A 21720-nucleotide genomic window follows, 5' to 3' on the forward strand; every position below is an offset into this window, starting at 1 on the left:
GGCAATCATTCCTCTTTGCCGCCGGCCAGCGCGTGGCCGCGGCTGCCGCGCCATTTCAGGCACCACAGGCGGAAGCGGTCCAGATACAGGTAGACGATGGGGGTGGTGTACAGCGTCAGCAACTGGCTGAGCAGCAGGCCGCCGACGATGGAGATGCCCAGCGGGGTGCGCATCTCGGCGCCGTCGCCATGGCCCAGCGCTAGCGGCAGCGCGCCGAACAGCGCCGCCATCGTGGTCATCATGATGGGGCGGAAACGCAGCAGGCAGGCCTGCAGGATGGCCTCCTGCGGCGGCAGGTTCTGTTCGCGCTCGGCGGTGAGCGCGAAGTCTATCATCATGATCGCGTTCTTCTTGACGATGCCTATCAGCAGCAGGACGCCGATCAGCGAGATGATGTTGAACTCGCCGCCGGTGGCCATCAGCGCCAGCAGCGCGCCGACGCCGGCGGAGGGCAGGGTGGAGATGATGGTGATCGGATGCACCACGCTCTCGTACAGCATGCCCAGCACGATGTAGACCGCCACCAGCGCCGCCAGGATCAAATAAGGCTGGCTGTCCAGCGAGGCCTGGAACGACTTGGCCGTGCCCTGGAAGCTGGCGTGGATGCTGCTGGGCAGGCCGATGTCGGCGATGGCCGCATCTATGGCCAGGGTGGCGTCGGACAGCGAGTAGCCCGGCGGCAGGTTGAAGGAGATGGTGGTAGCGGCGAACTGGCTCTGGTGGTTGACCGACAGCGAGGTGTTGGTCGGCTTCCAGCTGGCGAAGGCCGATAGCGGCGTCGGTTGGCCGCCCGGCGTCTGCAGGTAGATGTCGCGCAGGCTCTCCGGGCTCTGCCAGTACTGCGGCGCCACTTCCAGCACCACGTGGTACTGGTTGAGCGCGTTGTAGATGGTGGAAACCTGGCGTTGGCCAAAGGCGTCGTTCAACACCGAGTCCACCTGCGCCTGGGTCAGCCCCAGCCGCGCCATCGCCGCGCGGTCGAAGTTCAGCGTGGTTTGCAGCCCCTTCACTTCCTGGTCGTTGTTGAGGTCGGCCAGGAAGGGGATCTTGCTCATCGCCTGCTGCACCTTGGGTGTCCACTCGCGAAGCTCGTTCAGATCGTCGCCCTGCAGCGTGTACTGGTATTGCGCGTTGCTGGAGCGGCCGCCGATGCGGATGTCCTGCACCGACTGCAGGAACAGCTGGGCGCCGGGTTCCGCGGCCAGCTTCTTGCGCAGCCGGGCGATCACCTGGTCGGCGTTTTCCTTGCGCTCGGACAACGGCTTCAGGCTGACGAACATATTGGCGCCGTTGCGCTGGCCGCCGCCGGTGAAGCCCACCACTTTGTCCACCGCCGGATCGGCGCCGACCACATTGATGAAACGTTGCAGTTTGACCTGCATGGCCTGGAAGGAAATGCTCTGGTCGGCGCGTATCATGCCGGTCAGGCGGCCGGTGTCCTGCTGCGGGAAGAAGCCCTTGGCGATCACCACGTACAGGAACACGTTGAGCGCGATGGTGGCGCCTAGGATCGCCATCATCAGCCGGCTGTGGCGCAGCGCCCAGGACAGCGAGCGGCGGTAGCCGTCCAGCATGGCGTCGAACACGCGCTCGCTCCAGCGGAACAAGTTGCCCGGTTCCTTGTGCGCGTCATGCGCCTTCAGCCAGCGCGCGCACAGCATGGGCGTGGTGGTCAGCGACACCACCAGCGACACCATGATCGCCACCGACAGCGTGACCGCGAACTCGCGGAACAGGCGGCCGATGATGCCGCCCATCAGCAAAATGGGGATGAACACCGCGATCAGCGAAATGCTCATCGACAGTACGGTGAAACCCACCTCGCGCGCGCCTTGCAGCGCCGCCTGGAACGGCTTCATGCCGTCTTCGATGTGGCGCGAGATGTTCTCCAGCACCACGATGGTGTCGTCGACGACGAAGCCGGTGGCGATGGTCAGCGCCATCAGACTGAGGTTGTTCAGCGAGAAGCCGGCCATATACATCACGGCGAAAGTGCCCACCAGCGACACCGGCACGGTGATGGCTGGAATCGCTGTGGCGCGGCCGTTGCGCAGGAACATGAACACCACCAGGATCACCAGCGCGATGGAGATCGCCAGCGAACGCTCCACTTCGGACAGCGAGGCGCGGATGGTGGGCGTGCGGTCCATCACCTGGTTGATCTTGATCGCCGACGGAATCGAGGCCTGCAACTGCGGCAGCATCGCCTTGACCCGGTCCACCGTCTCGATGATGTTGGCGCCCGGCTGGCGGAACAGGATCAGCATCACCGCCGGCTGTTTGCCGAGCATGCCGGCGTTGCGCAGGTCCACCACCGAATCCTTGACCTCGGCCACGTCGGAGATGCGCACCGCGCTGCCGTTCTTGTAGCTGACGATCAATGGCAGGTAGTCGCTGGCCTTGCCGGCCTGGTCGTTGGCCTGAACCTGCCAGTGCTTGTCCTCGTTCTCGAGAAAGCCCTTGGGCCGGTTGGCGTTGGTGCTGGTGATGGCGGAACGCACCGTCTCCATGCCGATGCCGTAGTGGTTCAGCTGCATCGGGTTCATTTCCACCCGCACCGCCGGCTGGGCGCCGCCGCCGATGATCACGTTGCCGATGCCGTCCACCTGCGACAGCTTCTGGCCCAGGATGGAGTCCGCCGCGTCGTACATCTGGCCGCGGGTCAGGCTGTCCGAGGTCAGCGCCATGATCATGATGGGCGCGTCGGCCGGGTTCACCTTGCGGTAGGTCGGGTTGGACGGCATGCCGGTGGGCAGTAGCGAGCGGGCGGCGTTGATGGCCGCCTGCACGTCCCGCGCGGCGCCGTTGATGTCGCGGTCCAGGTCGAACTGCAGCGTGATGTTGCTGGAGCCCAGAGAGCTGGTCGAGGTCATCTCGGTGATGCCGGCGATCCGGCCCAGCGCGCGCTCCAGCGGCGTGGCCACGGTGGCGGCCATCGTCTCCGGGCTGGCGCCGGGCAGTTTGGCCGATACCGAAATGGTGGGGAAGTCCACCTGCGGCAGCGGCGACACCGGCAGCAGCTTGAAGGCGATGGCGCCGGCCAGCAGGATGGCCAGCGTCAACAGCGTGGTGGCCACCGGCCGGCGGATGAAGGGGGCGGACGGAATCATGCGTCCACCTCTTCCGCCAGCTCAGGCTTGTCCTTGCGGCCGAAGCGCCGCGCCAGCCGGTCGAAGGCCAGGTAGATCACCGGGGTGGTGAACAGGGTCAGCACCTGGCTGACCATCAGGCCTCCCACCATGGTGATGCCCAGCGGCTGGCGCAGCTCGGAGCCCATGCCGCCGCCCATCATCAGCGGCAGCGCGCCCAGCAGCGCCGCCATCGTGGTCATCAGGATGGGACGGAAGCGCAGCAGGCAGGCCTGGTAGATCGCTTCGCGCGGGCTCATGCCCTGTTCGCGCTCGGCCTCCAGAGCGAAGTCGATCATCATGATCGCGTTCTTCTTCACGATGCCGATCAACAGGATGATGCCGATGATGGCGATCACCGACAGGTCGGTGCCTGACACCATCAGCGCCAGCAGCGCGCCGATGCCGGCCGAGGGCAGGGTGGAGAGAATCGTGATCGGATGGATATAGCTCTCGTACAGCACGCCCAGCACGATGTACATGGTGACGATGGCGGCCAGGATCAGCCACAGGGTATTGGACAGCGATGCCTGGAAGGCCATGGCCGCGCCCTGGAACTTGGTGTCCATGCTGGCGGGCAGGCCCAGTTCGGACTCGGCCTGGCGGATGGCGTCCACCGCCTCGCCCAGCGACGCGCCCTGCTTCAGGTTGAAGGAGATGGTGGCGGTGGGGAACTGGCCCAGATGGTTGATGGCCAGCGAGGCCGGACGCTCCTCTATGGTGGCCACCGCGTCCAGCGGCACCGGCCCGCCGCTGGGGGTGGGCACGTAGATGCCCTTCAGCGACAGCGGATCGCGCTGGTGGTCCTTGTCCACCTCCAGCACCACGCGGTACTGGTTGGTCTGGGTGAAGATGGTGGAGATCAGCCGTTGGCCGAAGGCGTCGTACAAGGCGTTGTCGATGGCCGCGGTGGTGACGCCCAGGCGCGAGGCGACGTCGCGGTTGATGTTGACGTAGGCTTGCAGGCCCTTGTCCTGCAGGTCGCTGGCGACATCGGCCAGCGCCGGCTCCTGCTGCAGCCGGTGCACCAGCTTGGGCACCCAGGTGGACAGATCGTCCTGGCTGGTGGCCTGCAAGGTGAACTGGTACTGGGTGCGGCTGACGCGGGCATCGATGGTCAGATCCTGCACCGCCTGCAGGTACAGCGACATGCCCGGCACTTCGTCGGCGCGCTGCTGCAGCCGCGCGAGCACGGTGCGGATGTCGTCGCGCTCGCCCTTGGGCTTCAGATTGATCAGCAGGCGGCCGCTGTTCAGCGTGGCGTTGGTGCCGTCCACGCCGATGAAGGATGACAGGCTGTCCACCGCCGGATCTTTCAGCAGTTGCTCGGCCAGTTTTTCCTGGCGGTCGGCCATCGCGGTGAAGGAAATGGACTGCGAAGCCTCGCTGATGCCCTGGATGGCGCCGGTGTCCTGCAGCGGGAAGAAGCCCTTCGGCACCCAGACATACAGCGCCGCGGTCAGCGCCACGGTGCCGACGGCAACCAGCAGCGTGGTTTTCTGGCGGTCCAGCACCCAGGTCAGCATCTTGCCGTAGCGGGCGATGACGCCGTCGAAGAACTTGCCGCTGGCGTGGTAGAAGCGGCCCTGCTTTTCCTCCGGCACGTGCTTGAGCAGCCGCGCGCACATCATCGGCGTCAGCGTCAGCGAGATGAAGGCGGAGATCAGGATGGACACCGCTAGCGTGACGGCGAATTCGCGGAACAGCCGGCCCACCACGTCGCCCATGAACAGCAGCGGGATCAGCACCGCGATCAGCGAGATGGTCAGCGAGATGATGGTGAAGCCGATCTGTTTGGAGCCCTTCAGCGCCGCTTCCATCGGCTTCTCGCCCTCTTCGATGTAGCGGGCGATGTTTTCGATCATCACGATGGCGTCGTCGACGACGAAGCCGGTGGCGATGGTCAGCGCCATCAGCGTCAGATTGTTGATGGAGAAGCCGGTCAGGTACATTACGCCGAAGGTGCCCACCAGCGACAGCGGCACCGCCACCGCCGGAATGATGGTGGCCGGCACGTTGCGCAGGAAGACGAAGATCACCATCACCACCAGCGCGATGGCCAGCATCAGCTCGAACTCCACGTCCTCCACCGAGGCGCGGATGGTCACGGTGCGGTCGCTCAGCACGTGCACGTCCACCGAGCCGGGCAGGGTGCCCTGCAATTGCGGCAGCAGCGACTTGATGCGGTCGGTCACCTGGATCACGTTGGCGCCCGGCTGGCGCTGCACATTGAGGATGATGGCCGGCGTGGCTCCGGACCAGGCGGCCAGCCGGGTGTTTTCAGCCGACTCCACCACCTTGGCCACGTCCCTGACGTAGACCGGCGCGCCGTTCTGATAGGCGACGATGACGTTGCGGTACTCCTCGGCCGACTGCAACTGGTCGTTGCCATCCACGGTGGAGGCCTGGTTCGGGCCGTCGAAGCTGCCCTTGGCCTGGTTGACGTTGGCGGCGGCGACGGCGGTGCGGATGTCTTCCAGCGTCAAGCCGCGCGAGGCCAGCGCCTTGGGGTTGCTCTGGATGCGCACGGCCGGCCGCTGGCCGCCGCTGATGCTGACCAGACCCACGCCGGGCACTTGCGACAGCTTCTGGGCCAGACGGGTGTCGACCATGTCCTCCAGCTTGGTCAGCTCCAGGGTAGGCGAGCTGATGGCGACGGTGAGGATGGGCGTGTCGGCCGGGTTGACCTTGTTGTAGACCGGCGGGCTGGGCAGGTCGGACGGCAGCAGGTTGCCGGCGGCGTTGATCGCCGCCTGGACTTCCTGCTCGGCCACGTCCAGCGTCAGGTCTAGGCTGAATTGCAGCGTGATCACCGAGGCGCCGCCGGAGCTGGACGAGGACATCTGCGACAGGCCCGGCATCTGGCCAAACTGGCGTTCCAGCGGCGCGGTGACCGACGAGGTCATCACGTCGGGGCTGGCCCCGGGGTAGAGCGTCACCACCTGGATGGTCGGATAGTCGACTTCCGGCAGCGCCGATACCGGCAACATTCTCCAGGCGACCAGGCCGGTCAGCAGGATGGCCACCATCATCAGAGTGGTGGCCACCGGCCGCGTAATGAACGGACGGGAGGGGTTCATGCGCAGAGCTCCCGTTTAGTTGGCCGCCGAGGCGTGTTTCTTGCCCCAGGCGCCGGCGGCGTGCTTTTTCTGTCCCTTGGCCTCGCCGGCGGCGGCCGAGGCGGCTTCGCGCGCCTGTGCTGCGCGGTCTATCACCTTGACTTGGGCGCCGTTGCGCAGCTTGTCCACGCCGTCTATCACCACGCGCTGGCCGGGTTTCAGGCCGTCCTCGATGATGGTGTCGCTGCCGGACACCGGACCGGTCTTGACTTTGGCGATGCTGACGGTGGAGTCGCCGCCCACGGTGTAGACGTAGCTGCCCACCTTGCCCAGCTGCACCGCTACGGTGGGCACCACTACCGCGTCCTTGCGCACGCCCAGCTGCAGGTTGACGTTGACGAACTGGTTGGGGAACAGCTGCTGCTGGTCGTTGGCGAAAGTGGCCTTGATGTTGATGGTGCCGGTGCTGGTGTTCAGCTGATTGTCCAGCGCCAGCAGTTTGCCGTCGGCCAGCTTGTGGCGGTTGTCTCGGTCCCAGGCTTCGACCTTCAGCGCCTTGTCGGCGCGGGCGGCCTGCAGCACCGAAGCCAGGCTGGTTTCGGGAACGGCGAACACCGCGTTGATCGGTTGAGTCTGGGTGATGGTGACCAAGCCATTGGCGTCGCTGGCGTGGACGATATTGCCCGGGTCCACCTGGCGCAAGCCGACGCGTCCGCTGACCGACGCGGAGACGCGGGTGTATTCGACATTGACGCGGGCGGCAGCGACGGCGCCCTGGTCGACCTTGACCGTGCCCTCGTATTGGTGGACCAGCGCCTGCTGGGTGTCCACCTGCTGCTTGGCGATGGAGTTCTGGCTGGCCAACTGCTTGTAGCGCGCCAGGTCGAGTCTGGCGTTCTCCAGCAGCGCCTGGTCGCGTAAGAGCTGGCCTTCGGCCTGGGTCAGCGCCGCCTGGTAGGGGCGGGCGTCCAGCTCGGCCAGCAGCTGGCCCTGTTTGACCTGCTGGCCTTCGGTGAAGTGGATTTTGTCCAGCTGGCCATCGACGCGGCTGCGCACGGTCACGGTATAGGTGGAAGTGACGGTGCCCAGCGCGTTCAGTTGCAAGGGGGCGTCCATGGTCCGCACGTCGGCCACGCCCACCGCCATCGGCGCGGCGCCCTTGTTGCGAGCGGCGGCTTCCTTGGCGCTTTGATTGTGCTGGTGCCACCACCAGCCGCCGCCCAGCGCGGCGAGCAGGATGAGTATCAGGGGCAGGCGTTTGGATTGGGCTGGCGCGGCGGTGGACATGCGGAAAGCTCCGGGCGGACGTTGAGTGTTGTTGTAGGCAAAGCATGACATTTTTACATGCTTTGTGCTGCGCTTACGCGTGAAAACAGCGATTTAGTGCTGAATACACATGTATAAGAGTGAGCGCATTGTATTAGCCTGGTTTGAGTGGGAAATGGCTTTGTGTTGTGAATTGTTAATGGAAAACGAGCGTCCTCTTTTTAATATGAGGTTAGGGTAAAAGCTCGATAGGCTAAGGCTTTGGCTGCTATGACATTCTGAAGTTGCCGCCCATGGAATGGCGAGGGCGGTGTTTTTACCATTTGTTTACATGCGCCGGGTGGAATCTCTACCCGGCTTTTATTTTCGCGGCCCTAGCATGCTGAATGAAGCGTCAATTATCTGGACGATAGCGTTGCAAGGAGCAAACATGTTGGCTGCATTCAGAAGCATGGCCATTTCAGCCTCCGACCGAAAACGCCGGAGCCCGCCCATGGCCATGCTGGCATTGGCGGCGCTGGGCGTGGTGTTCGGCGACTTGGGCACCAGCCCGCTGTACGCTTTGCAGGAGGCGTTCAACGGCGACCACGGCGTGCGGCCGACGCCCGACAATGTGATAGGGGTGGTGTCGCTGTTTTTGTGGTCGCTGATCCTGATGGTCAGCATCAAATACGTGCTGGTGCTGATGCGGGCCGACAACCGGGGAGAGGGCGGCATTCTGGCGCTGCTGGCCCAGATCACCGGCGGGCGGGCGGATGGCCGGGGCCCCGCTGCTTCGGGCTGGGTGTTGTTGGGCCTGGCCGGCGCGGCGATGCTGTACGGCGACGGGGTGATCACGCCGGCGGTGTCGGTGTTGAGCGCGATGGAAGGGCTGCAGGTGGCGACGCCGGCCCTGGCCGCCTATGTGGTGCCCGCCACCGTCGCCATCCTGGCCTTGTTGTTCATGGTTCAGCCCTTCGGCTCCGGCCGGGTGGGCGTGGCCTTCGGTCCGGTACTGGCGGCGTGGTTCGTGGCGATCGCCGCGCTGGGCCTGGCCCAGCTGTGGCAGAGCCCAGCCATTCTGCAGGCGGCTAATCCTTGGCACGGCATCGCTTATTTTCAGCGCAACGGCTTCGCCGGTTTCGTTTCGCTGGGCGCGGTGGTGCTGTGCCTGACCGGCGCTGAAGCGTTGTACGCCGACATGGGCCATTTCGGCGTGCGGCCGATACGGCTGGCCTGGTATGGTCTGGCGCTGCCGTCGCTGATGCTGAGCTATCTGGGGCAGGGCGCGCTGCTGCTCGCGCACCCGCAGCTGTCCGGCAGGCCTTTCTATTCCATGGTGCCTGAGTGGGGGCTGTACCCGATGGTGGCGCTGTCCACCCTGGCCACCATCGTCGCCTCGCAGGCCCTGATCACCGCGGTGTTTTCGCTGACCCACCAGTCGGTGCAGCTGGGCTTCTTCCCCAGAGTGAAGGTGCTGCATACCTCGGGCAGCCAAAAGGGCCAGATCTACCTGCCCTTGCTGAACTGGATCTTGATGCTGGCCACGATCGCGGTGGTGCTGGGCTTCCGCGAGTCGGGCAAGCTGGCCGCGGCCTTCGGCCTGGCAGTCTCTACCACCATGGCCATCACCACCGTGCTGTTCGCGGTGCTGGCGCGCCGCCGCTGGCATTGGCCGTGGTGGGCGGTGGCGCTGGTGGCGGGGGGATTGTTCGCCATCGACCTGGCTTTCTGGCTGGCCAATGTGCTCAAGTTTCTGGATGGCGGCTGGCTGCCGCTGCTGCTGGGTCTGGCGATGTTCGCGATGATGGGGTGCTGGTTCGGCGGCCGAAGGCTGCAGCGGCATGAAAGCCGCGGCCGCCAGTTGCCGGTGGAGGCTTTGCTCTCCAGCCTGGAGACGAATCCGTTGATGCGGATTCCGGGCGTCGGGGTATTCCTGTCCGAAAGCGCGGACGGCACGCCGTCGGTGCTGCTGCACCATCTGAAACACAACCAGGCGCTGCACGAAACCGCGGTCCTGTTGACTTTGCAGATGCTGGACGTGCCGCGGGCCGCCGGCGAGCGCGTGTCGGCGCAGTGGCTGGGGCAGGGGGTGGCCAGGGTGGCGGCGAGCTACGGCTATATGGAGGAGCCGGACGTGCCGGCGGCGATGGCGCGCGCGGCGGCGCTGCTGCGCCTGCCGCCGCTGGAGCCGTTGAGCACCAGCTACTATCTGGGCAGGCAGACGCTGGTGGCCGCGCCGGGCAGCGGCGGCTTCAAGCGCTGGCTGGTCGGCGTCTTCGCCTTCCTCAGGCAGAACGAACGCAGCGCCACGCTGTATTTCGGCCTGCCGCCCAACCGGGTGGTGGAGCTGGGCGCGCGCATCGAATTGTAGCGTGTCGGCCTCATGAGATTTCCGATCCGGCAGGGCGCGCAGCGATGCCGGCTTCGCCTTGCCAGCTCTGGGTTCTGCGTTCATTTCCGAACATGACATCTTCGTTTTTTGCGTAATTCGCCTAATCCGGGCTAGGCAATGCCGGCGATCGATGTCATTCTTTGCCGCTTTGATTGTCACCCGCCCGGCGCAGAGCCTGGGCGACGCCGGTTCCGGTCCGCGCGGCAGAACAACAGAGTGAGTTGGATATGAGCAAGAAACAAGACGCGCCCGAGCTGCGGCGCACGCTGCAGGCGCGCCACCTGTCGATGATCGCCATCGGCGGCTCCATCGGCACCGGCCTGTTCCTGGCGTCCGGCGCCACCATCTCGAGCGCAGGCGCCGGCGGCGCGTTGCTGGCTTACGCGCTGGTGGGCCTGATGGTGTACTTCCTGATGACCAGCCTGGGTGAAATGGCCGCCTTCATGCCGGTGTCCGGCTCCTTCCAGGCTTACGGCTCGCGCTTCGTCGATCCTGCCTTCGGCTTCGCTCAGGGCTGGAACTACTGGTACAACTGGGCGATCACCGTCGCGGTGGAGCTGGCCGCGGCCGCCATCATCATGAATTACTGGTACCCGGGCATACCGGGCGTGGTGTGGAGCGGCGGCTTCCTGGCCATCATCTTCGCGCTCAACTACTTCTCGGTGAAAGGCTTCGGCGAGGCCGAGTTCTGGTGCTCGATGCTGAAAGTGGCCACCATCATCGCCTTCATCGTCATCGGCTTCCTGATGATTCTGGGCATCATGACCGAGCCGAACCCGAACCGCATCGCGCCGGGCTTGAATGTGATGATGCAGGGCGACGGCGCCTTCGTCGGCGGCCTGGCAGCCTTCGTCGGCGTCGCCATGGTGGTCGGCTTCTCCTTCCAGGGCACCGAGCTGATCGGCGTCGCCGCCGGCGAGTCGGCCAATCCTGGCCGCACCATTCCGCGCGCCGTGCGCCAGATTTTCTGGCGCATCCTGATGTTCTACATGCTGTCCATCCTGATCATCGGCCTGATCCTGCCGCACAACGATCCGTCGCTGCTGAAGAACGACATGAAGGACGTCGGCGCCAGCCCGTTCACGCTGGTGTTCAACCGCGCCGGCCTGGCCTTCGCCGCCAGCCTGATGAACGCGGTGATCTTGTCCGCCATCCTGTCCGCCGGCAATTCCGGCATGTACGCGTCCACCCGCATGCTGTACGCGATGGCCAAAAACGGCATGGCGCCCAAGGTTTTCGGCAAGCTGACCGACAACGGCGTGCCGCGCAACGCGCTGTACGCCACCACGCTGGTGGCCTGCCTGTGCTTCCTGACCTCGCTGTTCCAGAGCAACGCGGTCTATATGTGGCTGCTCAATTCGTCCGGCATGACTGGCTTCATCGCCTGGCTGGGGGTGGCCATCAGCCACTACCGCTTCCGCCGCGCCTATGTGAAGCAGGGCTACAGCCTGGATGATCTGCCGTACAAGGCCAAGTGGTTCCCGCTGGGCCCGGTGTTCGCCTTCGTCTTGTGCCTGCTGATCATGCTGGGCCAGAACTACACCGCCTTCACCGCGGCCAAGGTGGACTGGAACGGCGTCATCGCCACCTATCTGGGCATCCCGCTGTTTGTGGCGCTGTGGTGGGGATACCGCGTCAAGCACAACACCCGGATGGTGCCGCTGGACAAGGTGGAGCTGGCTGAGGCGCATCGCAACGCCTTGATGCTGCGGGAAGAAACCCGCGGCGGCAAACCGGTTTCCGCCCAGGCGTGATCGCTCTGGAAAAATGCTTGGAAAAGCCCGCTGGCAAGCGGGCTTTTTTTATGGTTTCATCCGCTATCCTGACAACATTTTAAACCTTCCAGGCGGGGTGCCGTATGCAGTTGCTGTCCACCTTCATTACCAAGTTTCTGTTCGTGATGGCGGCGCTGCTGCCCATCATGAACCCGCCCGGCCTGGTGCCCATCTTCATCTCGATGACGGCGCGCAACACGCCGCAGCAGCGGCGCTATCTGGCGCGGCGAATCGCCGTCTATTGCGCGCTGTTGTTGATCGGCAGCATGTTCGTCGGCGGCTACGTGCTGTCCTTCTTCGGCGTGTCGCTGCCGGTGGTGCAGATGTCCGGCGGCCTGTTGATCACCTTCGCCGCCTGGCGTATGCTGAATGACACGCCGGCCGAGTCCAGCCAGCCGTCCACCGAGCAGGCCAGAGTGGACAGCCAGGCCGAGCTCAAGCAACGCGCCTTCTATCCGCTGACCTTCCCGCTGACCGTGGGGCCGGGCTCGGTGTCGGTGGCCATCACCATCGGCGCCACGCTGACCGGCAGCGGCAAGGGGCTGGTGCGCTTCGTGATCAGCCCGGTGGCGGGGCTCACGGCGGTGCTGGTGTGCAGCACGCTGGTTTACCTGTGCTACGCCAATGCCGACAAGCTGTTGCGCTACCTGGGCCAGACCGGCTCGGTGGTGTTCCTGCGGCTGTCCGCATTCATCCTGCTGTGCCTGGGCGTGCAGATCATGTGGGACGGCTTCGGCGAGCTGGCCAGCCAGTGGCTGCGAGACAACGCCGCGATGCTGCATTGATCGGCATTCCATCTGCGTGCCGCTGGGCCGGCATTTATTGACTTGAGGCAAAGTTGGCGGAGGGAGAAGGCGGCAGACTGTGTTCAATGGCAATCCACTGACTGGAGACGGACATGAGCACAAGCGCTTTCTTCATCCCCTCGCTGAACCTGATGGGCGCGGGCTGTCTGCAACAGGCCGTCGACGCCATGCGCGGCCACGGCTTCCGCCGCGCGCTGATCGTCACCGACCAGGGCCTGGTCAAGGCAGGCTTGGCGGGTAAGGTCGCCGAAATGCTGGGCGCGGTCGATATCGAGCCGGTGATCTTCGACGGCGTCCATCCCAATCCCAGTTGCGCCAACGTCAACGCCGGCCTCGCGTTGCTGCGGGAAAAACAGTGCGACGTGGTGGTGTCGCTGGGCGGCGGCTCGCCGCATGATTGCGCCAAGGGCATCGCGCTGGTGGCGGTGAACGGCGGCAAGATCCAGGATTACGAGGGCGTGGACAAATCGGCCAAGCCGCAGCTGCCGCTGGTGGCGATCAACACCACCGCCGGCACGGCCTCCGAAATGACCCGCTTCTGCATCATCACCGATGAGTCGCGCCACATCAAAATGGCCATCGTCGACAAGCACACCACCCCCATTCTGTCGGTCAATGATCCGGAAACCATGGCCGGCATGCCAGCCGCGCTGACGGCGGCCACCGGCATGGACGCGCTGACTCATGCGGTGGAGGCCTATGTGTCCACCATCGCCACTCCCATCACCGACGCTTGCGCCTTGAAGGCGGTGGAGCTGATCGCCGGCTTTCTGCGCCGCGCGGTGAAGGACGGACAAGACATGGAAGCGCGCGAGCAGATGGCTTACGCGCAATTCCTGGCCGGCATGGCTTTCAATAACGCTTCCTTGGGATATGTGCACGCGATGGCGCATCAGCTGGGCGGCTTCTACGATCTGCCGCACGGCGTGTGCAATGCGGTGCTGCTGCCGCATGTCCAGGTTTTCAACGCTGCCGCCGCCGGCGAGCGGCTGGGCGATGTGGCCATCGCGCTGGGCGAGAAAGCGCGCAGTGCCGAGGCCGCCATCGCTGCGATCAAGCGCTTGGCCGCCGATGTCGGCATTCCGGCGGGTTTGGCCGCGCTGGGCGTGAAGGAGGCGGATATCCCGACGCTGGCGGACAATGCGCTGAAGGATGCTTGCGGGTTGACCAATCCGCGCAAGGGCAGCCATCAGGATGTCTGCTCGATTTTCCGCGCGGCGATGTAGCCGATGACGGGGCGGAGCGGCCGATGCGTGAAATCGGCCGCTCCGCAGAGCAAAATTTTTTGCCAATATATATCGCATTGCGATAGTTTAATTAAAAGCTAAAGTAGGCGGCTGGGGCCGGAGGAGCTGGTTTGCGCATGCGAAAGCAAGACAGGAGGTAACGATCATGGGAATCGAAATACGTTTGGAAAGAGTGGAGGGCTGTCGGAATCCGCCGGCTGGCGCGTTTCTGGTGGACAGCAAGTGGCCGCGAGGGCTGCCGCGTTCCGCGCTGGCGGCCGGGCACTGGCTGCCCAGAGTGATGCCGACCGATGAATTGGTGGCCTGGATGCGTTTGCAGCCGCTGCGTTGGACGACCTTCTGCGATATCTACTGGGCCGACATGGGCAATAATCCCGCGCGCTGGCTGCCCTTGTTGAAAGCGATGGAGCAGGGCGAGCTGGCGTTGCTGCATAGCGGCGAGCCGGACGAGCATAGCCCGGTGATGGCGCTGAAAGCCTTTTTGCAGCAGCGCTACCGCGAGCGGCAGGCTGAAAAGGCGGAAGCGTGAGCAGGATTGCCATCGGCGGCGGGCCGGCGATGCGTTAGACTGCCGCGCATGATCCACTGTCATTGAAGCGATGGCATGAGCTTGAGCAAGGAAGATTTCGAACGTCTGGCGGATTTCCGTTATCGGCTGCGCCGTTTTCTGCGGTTCAGCGAGGATCTGGCCCAGGATAGCGGCATCACGCCGCTGCAGTATCTGCTGCTGCTGCAATTGAAGGGCTACCCGGGCCGCAGCTGGGCCACGGTGGCTGAGCTGGCGGAGCGGCTGCAGTCCCATCATCACAGCGTGGTGGGGCTGGTCAGCCGCTGCGAGGGGCAGCAGCTGGTGCGGCGCCAGCCTGGGCGCGAGGACAGGCGCTGCGTGGAGGTGCACCTGCAGCCCAAGGGCGAAGAGCTGGTGGCCAGACTGGCCGGCGCGCACCGGGACGAATTGATCGCCTTGCAGGAGGATGGCGGCTACCTGTCGCTGGACTTGTTGCTGCAGACCAAGCGCCAACTGCAACTGCCTGAGGAACTTGGCTAGGCAAATAGCGCGGAGCCGTGTTGCATATGGCTTGATGGCATTTAGTAAACTCGCCGTTTTCAGGCAAGATGTCGGGATGCGGTCCGCCGACGGGCGGGCAAAAAAGAAAGAGAGAATCATCATGGCATCCGACGCGCCGCAACTTCCGCTGCATCCCGAAACCCTGGCCATCCGCGCGGGCCGGGAGATCAGCCAGTTCAACGAGCATAGCCAGGGCTTGTACCTCACTTCCAGCTTCACTTACGATTCCGCCGCCCAGGCCGCCGCGATGTTCCTCGGCGAGATCGACGGCTACACCTACACCCGGTTCACCAATCCCACCGTGGCGGCGTTCCAGCAGCGGCTGGCGGAAATGGAAGAGGGGGAGCGCGCCATCGCCACCGCCACCGGCATGGCGGCGATCCAGGCCATCATGATGACTTTGCTGCAGGCCGGCGACCACATCGTGTCGTCGCAAAGCCTGTTCGGCTCCACCACCAATCTGTTCGCCAATCAGCTGTCCAAGTTCGGCGTGGCGACCACCTTCGTCGACGCGCGCGATCTGTCGCTTTGGCGCGAGGCGCTGCAGCCCAATACCAAGCTGCTGTTCCTGGAAACGCCGTCCAATCCCTTGACCGAGGTGGCCGACATCGCTGCCATCGCCGATATCGCTCACGCGCACGGCGCGCTGTTGGTGGTGGACAACAGTTTCTGTTCCCCGGCGCTGCAACAGCCGCTGAAACTGGGCGCCGATCTGGTCATGCACTCGGCCACCAAGTTCCTGGACGGCCATGGCCGGGTGATGGGCGGCGCGGTGGTGGGCAGCGACAAGCTGATCGAGCAGATCTATCTGCACGTGCGCGCGGCGGGCCCGTCGCTGGCGCCGTTCAATGCCTGGACGCTGTTGTCCGGCATGGAGACGCTGCACCTGCGGATGGAGAAGCACAGCGCCAACGCGCTGGAGCTGGCGCGTTGGCTGGAAGCTCAGCCCAATGTGGAGCGCGTCTATTATCCGGGCCTGGAGAGCCATCCGCAGCATGAGCTCGCGCTGCGCCAGCAGAAGAGCGGCGGCGCGGTGGTGTCTTTCGTGGTCAAGGGCGGCAGAGAAGCCGCGTGGCGGGTGGTGGACGGCGTTCAGGTGATTTCCCGCACCGCCAATCTGGGCGATGTGAAAACCACCATCACCCACCCCTCCAGCACCACGCACGCCCGCGTGACGCCGGAGGCGCGGGAGCGCGCCGGCATCGTCGAAGGGCTGTTGCGCGTCAGCGTCGGCCTGGAAAATGTGCGGGACCTTCAACAAGATCTGTTGCGAGGCCTTGACTAAGCGCTTTTAACGCGTGTTTCATTCAAACGGCAGTCTAAAATTAGACTGCCGTTTTCTGTTTGCCCAGGGGGATGGGTGGCGAGGCTGGCGGGACATGCCTTGACATCGATCAAGTTAAAACGTAAGTTTGAAACGCTTGTTCGAAAGCTGAGATGAGCAAGACCAAATCACAAAACACAATAAAGGCTCTGGAGATCATGGAGGGCAACCGTCCCGATACCGCAACCCGCATCCTGGACGTCGCGGAACGTCTGTTCGTGGAGCACGGCTTCGAGGCGACTTCTCTGCGAATGATCACCCAGCAGGCCGAGGTGAATCTGGCCGCGGTGAATTATCACTTCGGCTCCAAGGATGCGTTGTTCGAATCCGTGTTTCTGCGCAGGCTGGCGCCCTTGCTGGAAGGCTGCCTGGCGGAACTGGATACGCTGGAGGCGCGGGAAGGAGACTTGCCGCTGGAGCAGCTGGTGCTGTCTTTCATACGGCCCTGTCTGGCCCTGTCCAAGGATCCGTCGCGCGGCGGCGCCATGTTCGTGCGCTTGCTGTCGCGGACCCTGGTGGAGAACCACCGCCTGCTGCGCGAGACCATCTCGCAGCAGTACAGCGTGTTCGTGCAACGCTATACCAGCGCCTTCCAACGGGCGCTGCCGCACCTGGAGCCGGAGCAGCTCGCCTGGCGGATGCACCTCGCCTTCAGCGTCATGTTCAACGCCTTCGCCGGCAACGATGTGCTGAAAATCTTCACGCGCAGCCAGATCGTTACCGCCCGGGATCCGGACATGATCGTCAAATACCTGGTGCCTTTTGTGATTGCCGGTCTGGTCGCGCCCATCGAAGGCTGATTCCGCATCGCCAGTCCATTACAAGATCACGGCGGCGCATGCGGAACTGAGGGGTCAACACGAGGGTAAACACAATGATTGCTGCCGTTCTTCTGGTCGTGCTGCTCGGCGCGCTGGCGTATTTCGCCGCGCCGGTGCTGGTCTGGACCGTTGGTGTCGCCGCCTGGCTCGCCGCGCTCCAGTTTGTATTCCACTGTCCGGTGCCTGTCGCCGCTTGGGCGGTGTTCGCCGTGGTCGCCGCGGCGCTCAACATCGTGCCGCTGCGCCGCGCCGTTTTCACCGGCCCGGTGTTCGGCGTGTTCAAGAAAATCACGCCGGCGATGTCGCAGACCGAGCAGGAGGCCATCAACGCCGGCACCGTCTGGTGGGATCGCGACCTGTTCTCCGGCAAGCCGGATTACAACCGCCTGCTGTCCTTCCCGGATCCGAAGCTGACGCCGGAAGAGCAGGCCTTCATCGACGGCCCGACCGAGCAGCTGTGCGGCATGATCGACGACTGGAAGATCACCCATGAGCTGAAGGATCTGCCGCCGGAAGTCTGGCAGTTCATCAAGGATCATGGCTTCCTGGGCATGATCGTCAAAAAGAAATACGGCGGCCTGGAATTCTCCAACTACGCCCACGCTAAAGTCGTGACCAAGATCGCCACCCGCGGCGGCACCGCCGCGGTGACGGTGATGGTGCCCAATTCGCTGGGGCCGGGCGAGTTGCTGCAGCACTACGGCACCGAGGCGCAGAAAGACTACTATCTGCCGCGTCTGGCCAAGGGCGTGGAAGTGCCGTGTTTCGCGCTGACCAGCCCGTACGCCGGCTCCGACGCCGGCGCCATTCCGGATTACGGCGTGGTCTGCCGCGGCTCCTACACTCACCCGCGCACCGGTGAGCGTTTCGAGAACGTGCTGGGCGTGCGCGTCAGCTGGGAAAAGCGCTGGATCACGCTGGCGCCGGTCGCCACCATCCTGGGTCTGGCGTTCAAGATGTACGACCCGGAGCATCTGCTGGGCGACAAGGAAGACATCGGCATTACCTGCGCGCTGGTGCCGACCGAGCACGAGGGCGTTGAAATCGGCCGTCGCCACTTCCCGGGCGGCTCGGCCTTCATGAACGGCCCGACCTGGGGCAAGGACGTATTCATTCCGCTTGACTGGATCATCGGCGGCCGCGAATACGCCGGCCAGGGCTGGCGCATGCTGGTCGAGTGCCTGTCGGTCGGTCGCTGCATCTCGCTGCCGGCGATGTCCGTCGCCTGCGGCAAGCTGACCACCTACACCACCGGCGCCTTCGCCCGCATCCGTGACCAATTCGGCTTGCCCATCGGCAAGTTCGAGGGCGTGGACGAGGCGATGGCCCGCATCGGCGGCTTCACCTACCAGATGGAAGCGTCGCAGGACCTGGCGCTGACCGCGCTCGACAATGGCGAAAAGCCGTCGGTGCTGTCCGCCATCCTGAAGTACCACAACACCGAGCGCATGCGCAAAACGCTGAACGACGCGATGGACGTGCACGGCGGCAAGACCGTGGTGCTGGGCCCGCGCAACTACCTGGCGCGCGGTTACCAGGCGGTTCCGATCGGGATCACAGTGGAAGGCGCCAACATCCTGACCCGTTCGATGATCATCTACGGCCAGGGCGCGATCCGTTGCCATCCCTTCGTGCTGCGCGAGATGAAGTCGGCGATGGCCAACGACGGCGCCGAGTTCGACAAGGCCATCACCGGCCACATCAATTTCGTGATCAGCAACTTCGTCCGTTCGCTGTGGCTGGGCCTGACCTGCGCCCGCTTCGCGTCCAGCCCGAAGGGCGGCGCGACCGCGGCGTACTACAAGCGCGTCACCCGACTGTCCAGCGCTTTCGCGCTGCTGTCCGACATGGCGATGTTCAGCCTGGGCGGCTCGCTGAAGTTCCGCGAGAAGCTGTCCGCGCGCCTGGGCGACATGCTGTCCGGCCTCTATATCGCCACGGCCAGCCTGAAGCGCTTCGAGCGCGAAGGCGCGCCGAAGGAAGATATCGCGGTGATGAGCTGGGCGGTAGAGAACGCGCTGTACGATGTTCAGGTGGCGATGGACGGCTTCCTGGCCAACCTGCCTAGCCGGCCTCTGGCCTGGGTGTTGCGCCGCGTGATCTTCCCGTGGGGCCTGACCCTGAAGCCGGCCTCCGACCGCGTCGGCACCAAGGTGGCCCGCGCGATGATGGAGCCGGGCGCCACCCGCGACCGCCTGACCCACGGCATGTATGTGCCGAAGTCCGAGGCTGATCCGGTGGGCGTGCTGGAGCACGCGCTGCACGCCATCCTGGCCACCGAACCGGTGGAGCAGAAGCTGCGCAAGCTGGCGCGCGACGGCAAGTTCAAGACCATCACCGCGCGCGAGCGCTTGGCGGAGGCGCTGCAAACCGGCTTGATCAATCAGGAAGAGTTCGACGCGGTCACGCGCGCCCGCAAGCTGAAGCGCGACGTGATCATGGTGGACGACTTCGACAAGAAGCTGGATCAGCATGACGAGCAATTGCTGCAGCGCCTGATTTTCTAAATCCGGCAACGTGGTACCATGCGCCGGATGCCGCATGCATCCGGCGTTGAGCAAAGCGGCCGCGTTTGTTGCGGCCGTTTTTCTCAGCGCTTCGCTTTCAAGGGGATAGGGGATGGAACAGCAGGAACACCGGACGCCGGTATTGCGGGTGCGCGCCTTGCCCACCAGCACCAATGCCTATGGCCGGGTCCAGGCGGGCTGGCTGATGAGCCAGATCGACATGGCGGGCAGCCTGGATGCCGAGCGGCTGTCCCGCGGCCCGGTGACCACGGTGGCCGTCAACGCCTTCCAGTTCGCCGCGCCCATCCTGTTGGGCGACGTGGTGGATTTGTACGTGGAGCGCCTGCGCATCGGCCAGAAATCGATCACGCTGAAGATTTCGGTGGAGGCCGAGCGCATGGACGGCTCGCACATCCGCATCACCGAGGTGATCGCCACTTTTGTCGCGATCGATCCCGACGGCAAGTCCAGATTGCTGGGCGACGCCTAGCCTAAATGTGGTGGCGGAAACAAATTGTTGTGGAAATGTTGCATTAAACGAACGTTTGGAACAAAAGCTCTGATATCTGGTTGGATTGCTCTAATTCTCTGGTAGCATCGACGATGATGAGGTCAATGACCGAGTCATCGCTAATGAAAATATCCAAGCTACAAAAGAGAGGGAAGCATGAAGCTCAAGCATCTCAGCCTGTCCGTGATGATCATGGGCACCGCGCTCGGTCTGGCATCGACTCAGGCTGCGGCCTCGGGTTATCAGTTCGGCTCGCAGAGCGTCTCCGGCCAGGGCACCGCCCACGCCAACGGAGCAGAGGCCAACGATCCTTCCACCATCTTCACCAACCCGGCCGGCCTGTCCCGGCTGGACGGCACCCAGCTCGTCATCGGCGGCACTCTGGTGGTTCCGCACTCCGAATACACCGACAATGGTTCGGTCAGGACTGTCATGATTCCCGGCAGTTCGGCTCAGCCAACTGGTGGCAATAATGGCGGCACCTTTGCGCCCAAGGCCGTGGCCGCGCCGACCTTCTACCTGTCGCACAAGATCAACGACAAGATCACCGCCGGCATCGGCATGTACGTGCCTTACGGCGCCAAGCTGGACTACGGCTTCGACTGGGCCGGCCGCTACGCGCTGAAGAGCATCAATCTGCAGTCGCTGAACATCAACCCGTCCATTTCCTTCAAGCTGGACGAGCGCCATTCCTTCGGCTTCGGCGTGTCCGCCCAGTATATGGACGCGACGCTGGAGCAGATGGCGGATGCTACTACCGGTTTGAATGCAGGCGTTTTCCAGGCGGCGTATGCCAGAGCGCTTGGTTTGGGCTTGTCGCCTGCGGCTGCGGCAACTGCAGCTCAGGGGGCGGTCAAAGCGGCAAATATCAGTGGCGATGGCTTGGCTCATGTAGAAGGCAATGACTGGGGCTTTGGTTGGAATATTGGCTATATGTTCCAATTGAATGAAAGTACGCGTTTTGGTTTGGCATACCGTTCTAGCATTAAGCAGTCGCTGAAAGGTACATCGACATGGACTTTTGATAATGTAACCGGCTCGATTGCTGGTTCTCCGTTGACACCTGCTCAAATTGCCAAGCTGAAACACCCGAATGCCTCGGCCTCTGTTGACGTAACCACCCCGGAAACCGCGTCTGCCAACTTTTTCCATCAGCTGAATCCGAAAGTGGCTTTGATGGGCGATGTGACCTGGGTGCGCAACTCGCAGCTGCAGCAGATCGACATCAAACAATACAGCACGCCTGCCCAGGGTGATCTTGTGCTGCACCAGAACTGGAAGGATACCTGGCGCGTGTCGTTCGGCTCCAACTATCAGCTGAACGATTCCTGGATGCTGCGCGGCGGCGTGGCCTGGGAGCAGGCGCCGCTGCAGTCGGACGATCAGCGCCACCCGGCGATTCCGGACAGCGACCGCATCTGGCTGTCGTTCGGCGCCAACTACAAGATCAACAAGCAGAGCTCGCTTGATCTGGCCTACAGCTTCATCGACTTCAAGAACGCCAACGTCAACTATACTGACTCCTGCAATCCCTCGGGCCAGAAGGCAGACGGTTCCCTGTGCACCGGCAACGGCGGCACGGTCAAGGGCAGCTACAAGACTTATCTGCAACTGATCGGCGTGCAATACAACTACCGTTTCTAAGCGGCGGCGCGCCGTCGTAAAACCGGTTCGGGGCGGGCGCGCAAGCGTTCGCCCCGCTTGCTTTGGGCGGCCGGGCGGCGTTGTTGCGCTTGCGCCAGCGCCGCATGCGATTTTTTTACAAAACCTGCTTTGATTTTGCCCAAAATGGGTTAGACTAATCCAGCATAAAAGCGAGTGTTTGATATTTTA

At 63.9% G+C, this 21720-nt stretch carries 14 protein-coding genes; 11 read left to right on the top strand and 3 right to left on the bottom strand.

Going from position 1 to position 21720, the window contains the following annotated elements; genetic code table 11:
• Positions 1-5: 5 nt before the first annotated feature.
• The 3 genes from VA599_RS20595 to VA599_RS20605 are packed head-to-tail and all read right to left on the bottom strand — an operon-like array spanning position 6 to position 7474.
• Positions 6-3110, bottom strand: coding sequence for a multidrug efflux RND transporter permease subunit (locus VA599_RS20595; protein WP_346790379.1), 3105 nt, complete (start codon positions 3108-3110; stop codon positions 6-8).
• On the bottom strand, positions 3107-6208 hold the full coding sequence (locus tag VA599_RS20600; RefSeq protein WP_346790380.1) for an MdtB/MuxB family multidrug efflux RND transporter permease subunit: 3102 nt from the start codon (positions 6206-6208) through the stop codon (positions 3107-3109). The genes VA599_RS20595 and VA599_RS20600 overlap by 4 nt, the downstream gene beginning before the upstream one ends.
• A gap of 15 nt (positions 6209-6223) precedes the next feature.
• Positions 6224-7474 (bottom strand): MdtA/MuxA family multidrug efflux RND transporter periplasmic adaptor subunit, encoded by a 1251-nt coding sequence (locus VA599_RS20605; RefSeq protein WP_346790381.1) that lies wholly within the window; start codon positions 7472-7474, stop codon positions 6224-6226.
• A 472-nt stretch (positions 7475-7946) separates the two neighbouring features.
• Between VA599_RS20605 and VA599_RS20610 the strand changes: the two genes are divergently transcribed.
• The 11 genes from VA599_RS20610 to VA599_RS20660 all read left to right on the top strand — a co-directional run bounded on the left by VA599_RS20610 (position 7947) and on the right by VA599_RS20660 (position 21531).
• Positions 7947-9806 carry a potassium transporter Kup gene (locus VA599_RS20610; protein ID WP_346790383.1) on the top strand — a complete coding sequence of 620 codons (1860 nt, stop codon included), beginning with the start codon at positions 7947-7949 and terminating at the stop codon, positions 9804-9806.
• 248 nt (positions 9807-10054) lie between these two features.
• Positions 10055-11581, top strand: coding sequence for an amino acid permease (locus VA599_RS20615; RefSeq protein WP_115617214.1), 1527 nt, complete (start codon positions 10055-10057; stop codon positions 11579-11581).
• Positions 11582-11685: 104 nt separating this feature from the next.
• Positions 11686-12387, top strand: a complete 702-nt coding sequence (locus tag VA599_RS20620) for a MarC family protein (RefSeq protein WP_021476030.1) — start codon at positions 11686-11688, stop codon at positions 12385-12387.
• A 113-nt stretch (positions 12388-12500) separates the two neighbouring features.
• A complete protein-coding gene (gene yiaY, locus VA599_RS20625) occupies positions 12501-13634 on the top strand; it encodes an L-threonine dehydrogenase (protein WP_021476031.1) in 1134 nt (377 codons plus the stop codon).
• 166 nt (positions 13635-13800) lie between these two features.
• Positions 13801-14184 (top strand): DUF488 domain-containing protein, encoded by a 384-nt coding sequence (locus VA599_RS20630; protein ID WP_346790384.1) that lies wholly within the window; start codon positions 13801-13803, stop codon positions 14182-14184.
• 75 nt (positions 14185-14259) lie between these two features.
• Positions 14260-14703 (top strand): MarR family transcriptional regulator, encoded by a 444-nt coding sequence (locus VA599_RS20635; RefSeq protein WP_021476033.1) that lies wholly within the window; start codon positions 14260-14262, stop codon positions 14701-14703.
• A gap of 121 nt (positions 14704-14824) precedes the next feature.
• Positions 14825-16009 carry an O-succinylhomoserine sulfhydrylase gene (locus tag VA599_RS20640; RefSeq protein ID WP_031295961.1) on the top strand — a complete coding sequence of 395 codons (1185 nt, stop codon included), beginning with the start codon at positions 14825-14827 and terminating at the stop codon, positions 16007-16009.
• Positions 16010-16206: 197 nt separating this feature from the next.
• Positions 16207-16848 carry a TetR/AcrR family transcriptional regulator gene (locus VA599_RS20645; RefSeq protein ID WP_046157005.1) on the top strand — a complete coding sequence of 214 codons (642 nt, stop codon included), beginning with the start codon at positions 16207-16209 and terminating at the stop codon, positions 16846-16848.
• A 74-nt stretch (positions 16849-16922) separates the two neighbouring features.
• On the top strand, positions 16923-19376 hold the full coding sequence (locus tag VA599_RS20650) for an acyl-CoA dehydrogenase (protein ID WP_021476036.1): 2454 nt from the start codon (positions 16923-16925) through the stop codon (positions 19374-19376).
• A 112-nt stretch (positions 19377-19488) separates the two neighbouring features.
• Complete coding sequence (locus VA599_RS20655) at positions 19489-19866, top strand: acyl-CoA thioesterase (protein WP_346790388.1); 378 nt, start codon at positions 19489-19491, stop codon at positions 19864-19866.
• Between the two features lie 177 nt (positions 19867-20043).
• A complete protein-coding gene (locus tag VA599_RS20660; RefSeq protein WP_346790389.1) occupies positions 20044-21531 on the top strand; it encodes an OmpP1/FadL family transporter in 1488 nt (495 codons plus the stop codon).
• Positions 21532-21720 lie beyond the last annotated feature (189 nt).

Origin of the sequence: Chromobacterium indicum, from assembly GCF_039708975.1 — a bacterium.
GTDB classification, from domain to species: Bacteria; Pseudomonadota; Gammaproteobacteria; order Burkholderiales; family Chromobacteriaceae; genus Chromobacterium; species Chromobacterium piscinae.

Coding starts and splice junctions, on each gene's coding strand:
- VA599_RS20595 (WP_346790379.1), bottom strand. CDS start 3,110: ATGATTCCGTCCGCCCCCTTCATCCGCCGGCCGGTGGCCACCACGCTG.
- VA599_RS20600 (WP_346790380.1), bottom strand. CDS start 6,208: ATGAACCCCTCCCGTCCGTTCATTACGCGGCCGGTGGCCACCACTCTG.
- VA599_RS20605 (WP_346790381.1), bottom strand. CDS start 7,474: ATGTCCACCGCCGCGCCAGCCCAATCCAAACGCCTGCCCCTGATACTC.
- VA599_RS20610 (WP_346790383.1), top strand. CDS start 7,947: ATGGCCATGCTGGCATTGGCGGCGCTGGGCGTGGTGTTCGGCGACTTG.
- VA599_RS20615 (WP_115617214.1), top strand. CDS start 10,055: ATGAGCAAGAAACAAGACGCGCCCGAGCTGCGGCGCACGCTGCAGGCG.
- VA599_RS20620 (WP_021476030.1), top strand. CDS start 11,686: ATGCAGTTGCTGTCCACCTTCATTACCAAGTTTCTGTTCGTGATGGCG.
- yiaY (WP_021476031.1), top strand. CDS start 12,501: ATGAGCACAAGCGCTTTCTTCATCCCCTCGCTGAACCTGATGGGCGCG.
- VA599_RS20630 (WP_346790384.1), top strand. CDS start 13,801: ATGGGAATCGAAATACGTTTGGAAAGAGTGGAGGGCTGTCGGAATCCG.
- VA599_RS20635 (WP_021476033.1), top strand. CDS start 14,260: ATGAGCTTGAGCAAGGAAGATTTCGAACGTCTGGCGGATTTCCGTTAT.
- VA599_RS20640 (WP_031295961.1), top strand. CDS start 14,825: ATGGCATCCGACGCGCCGCAACTTCCGCTGCATCCCGAAACCCTGGCC.
- VA599_RS20645 (WP_046157005.1), top strand. CDS start 16,207: ATGGAGGGCAACCGTCCCGATACCGCAACCCGCATCCTGGACGTCGCG.
- VA599_RS20650 (WP_021476036.1), top strand. CDS start 16,923: ATGATTGCTGCCGTTCTTCTGGTCGTGCTGCTCGGCGCGCTGGCGTAT.
- VA599_RS20655 (WP_346790388.1), top strand. CDS start 19,489: ATGGAACAGCAGGAACACCGGACGCCGGTATTGCGGGTGCGCGCCTTG.
- VA599_RS20660 (WP_346790389.1), top strand. CDS start 20,044: ATGAAGCTCAAGCATCTCAGCCTGTCCGTGATGATCATGGGCACCGCG.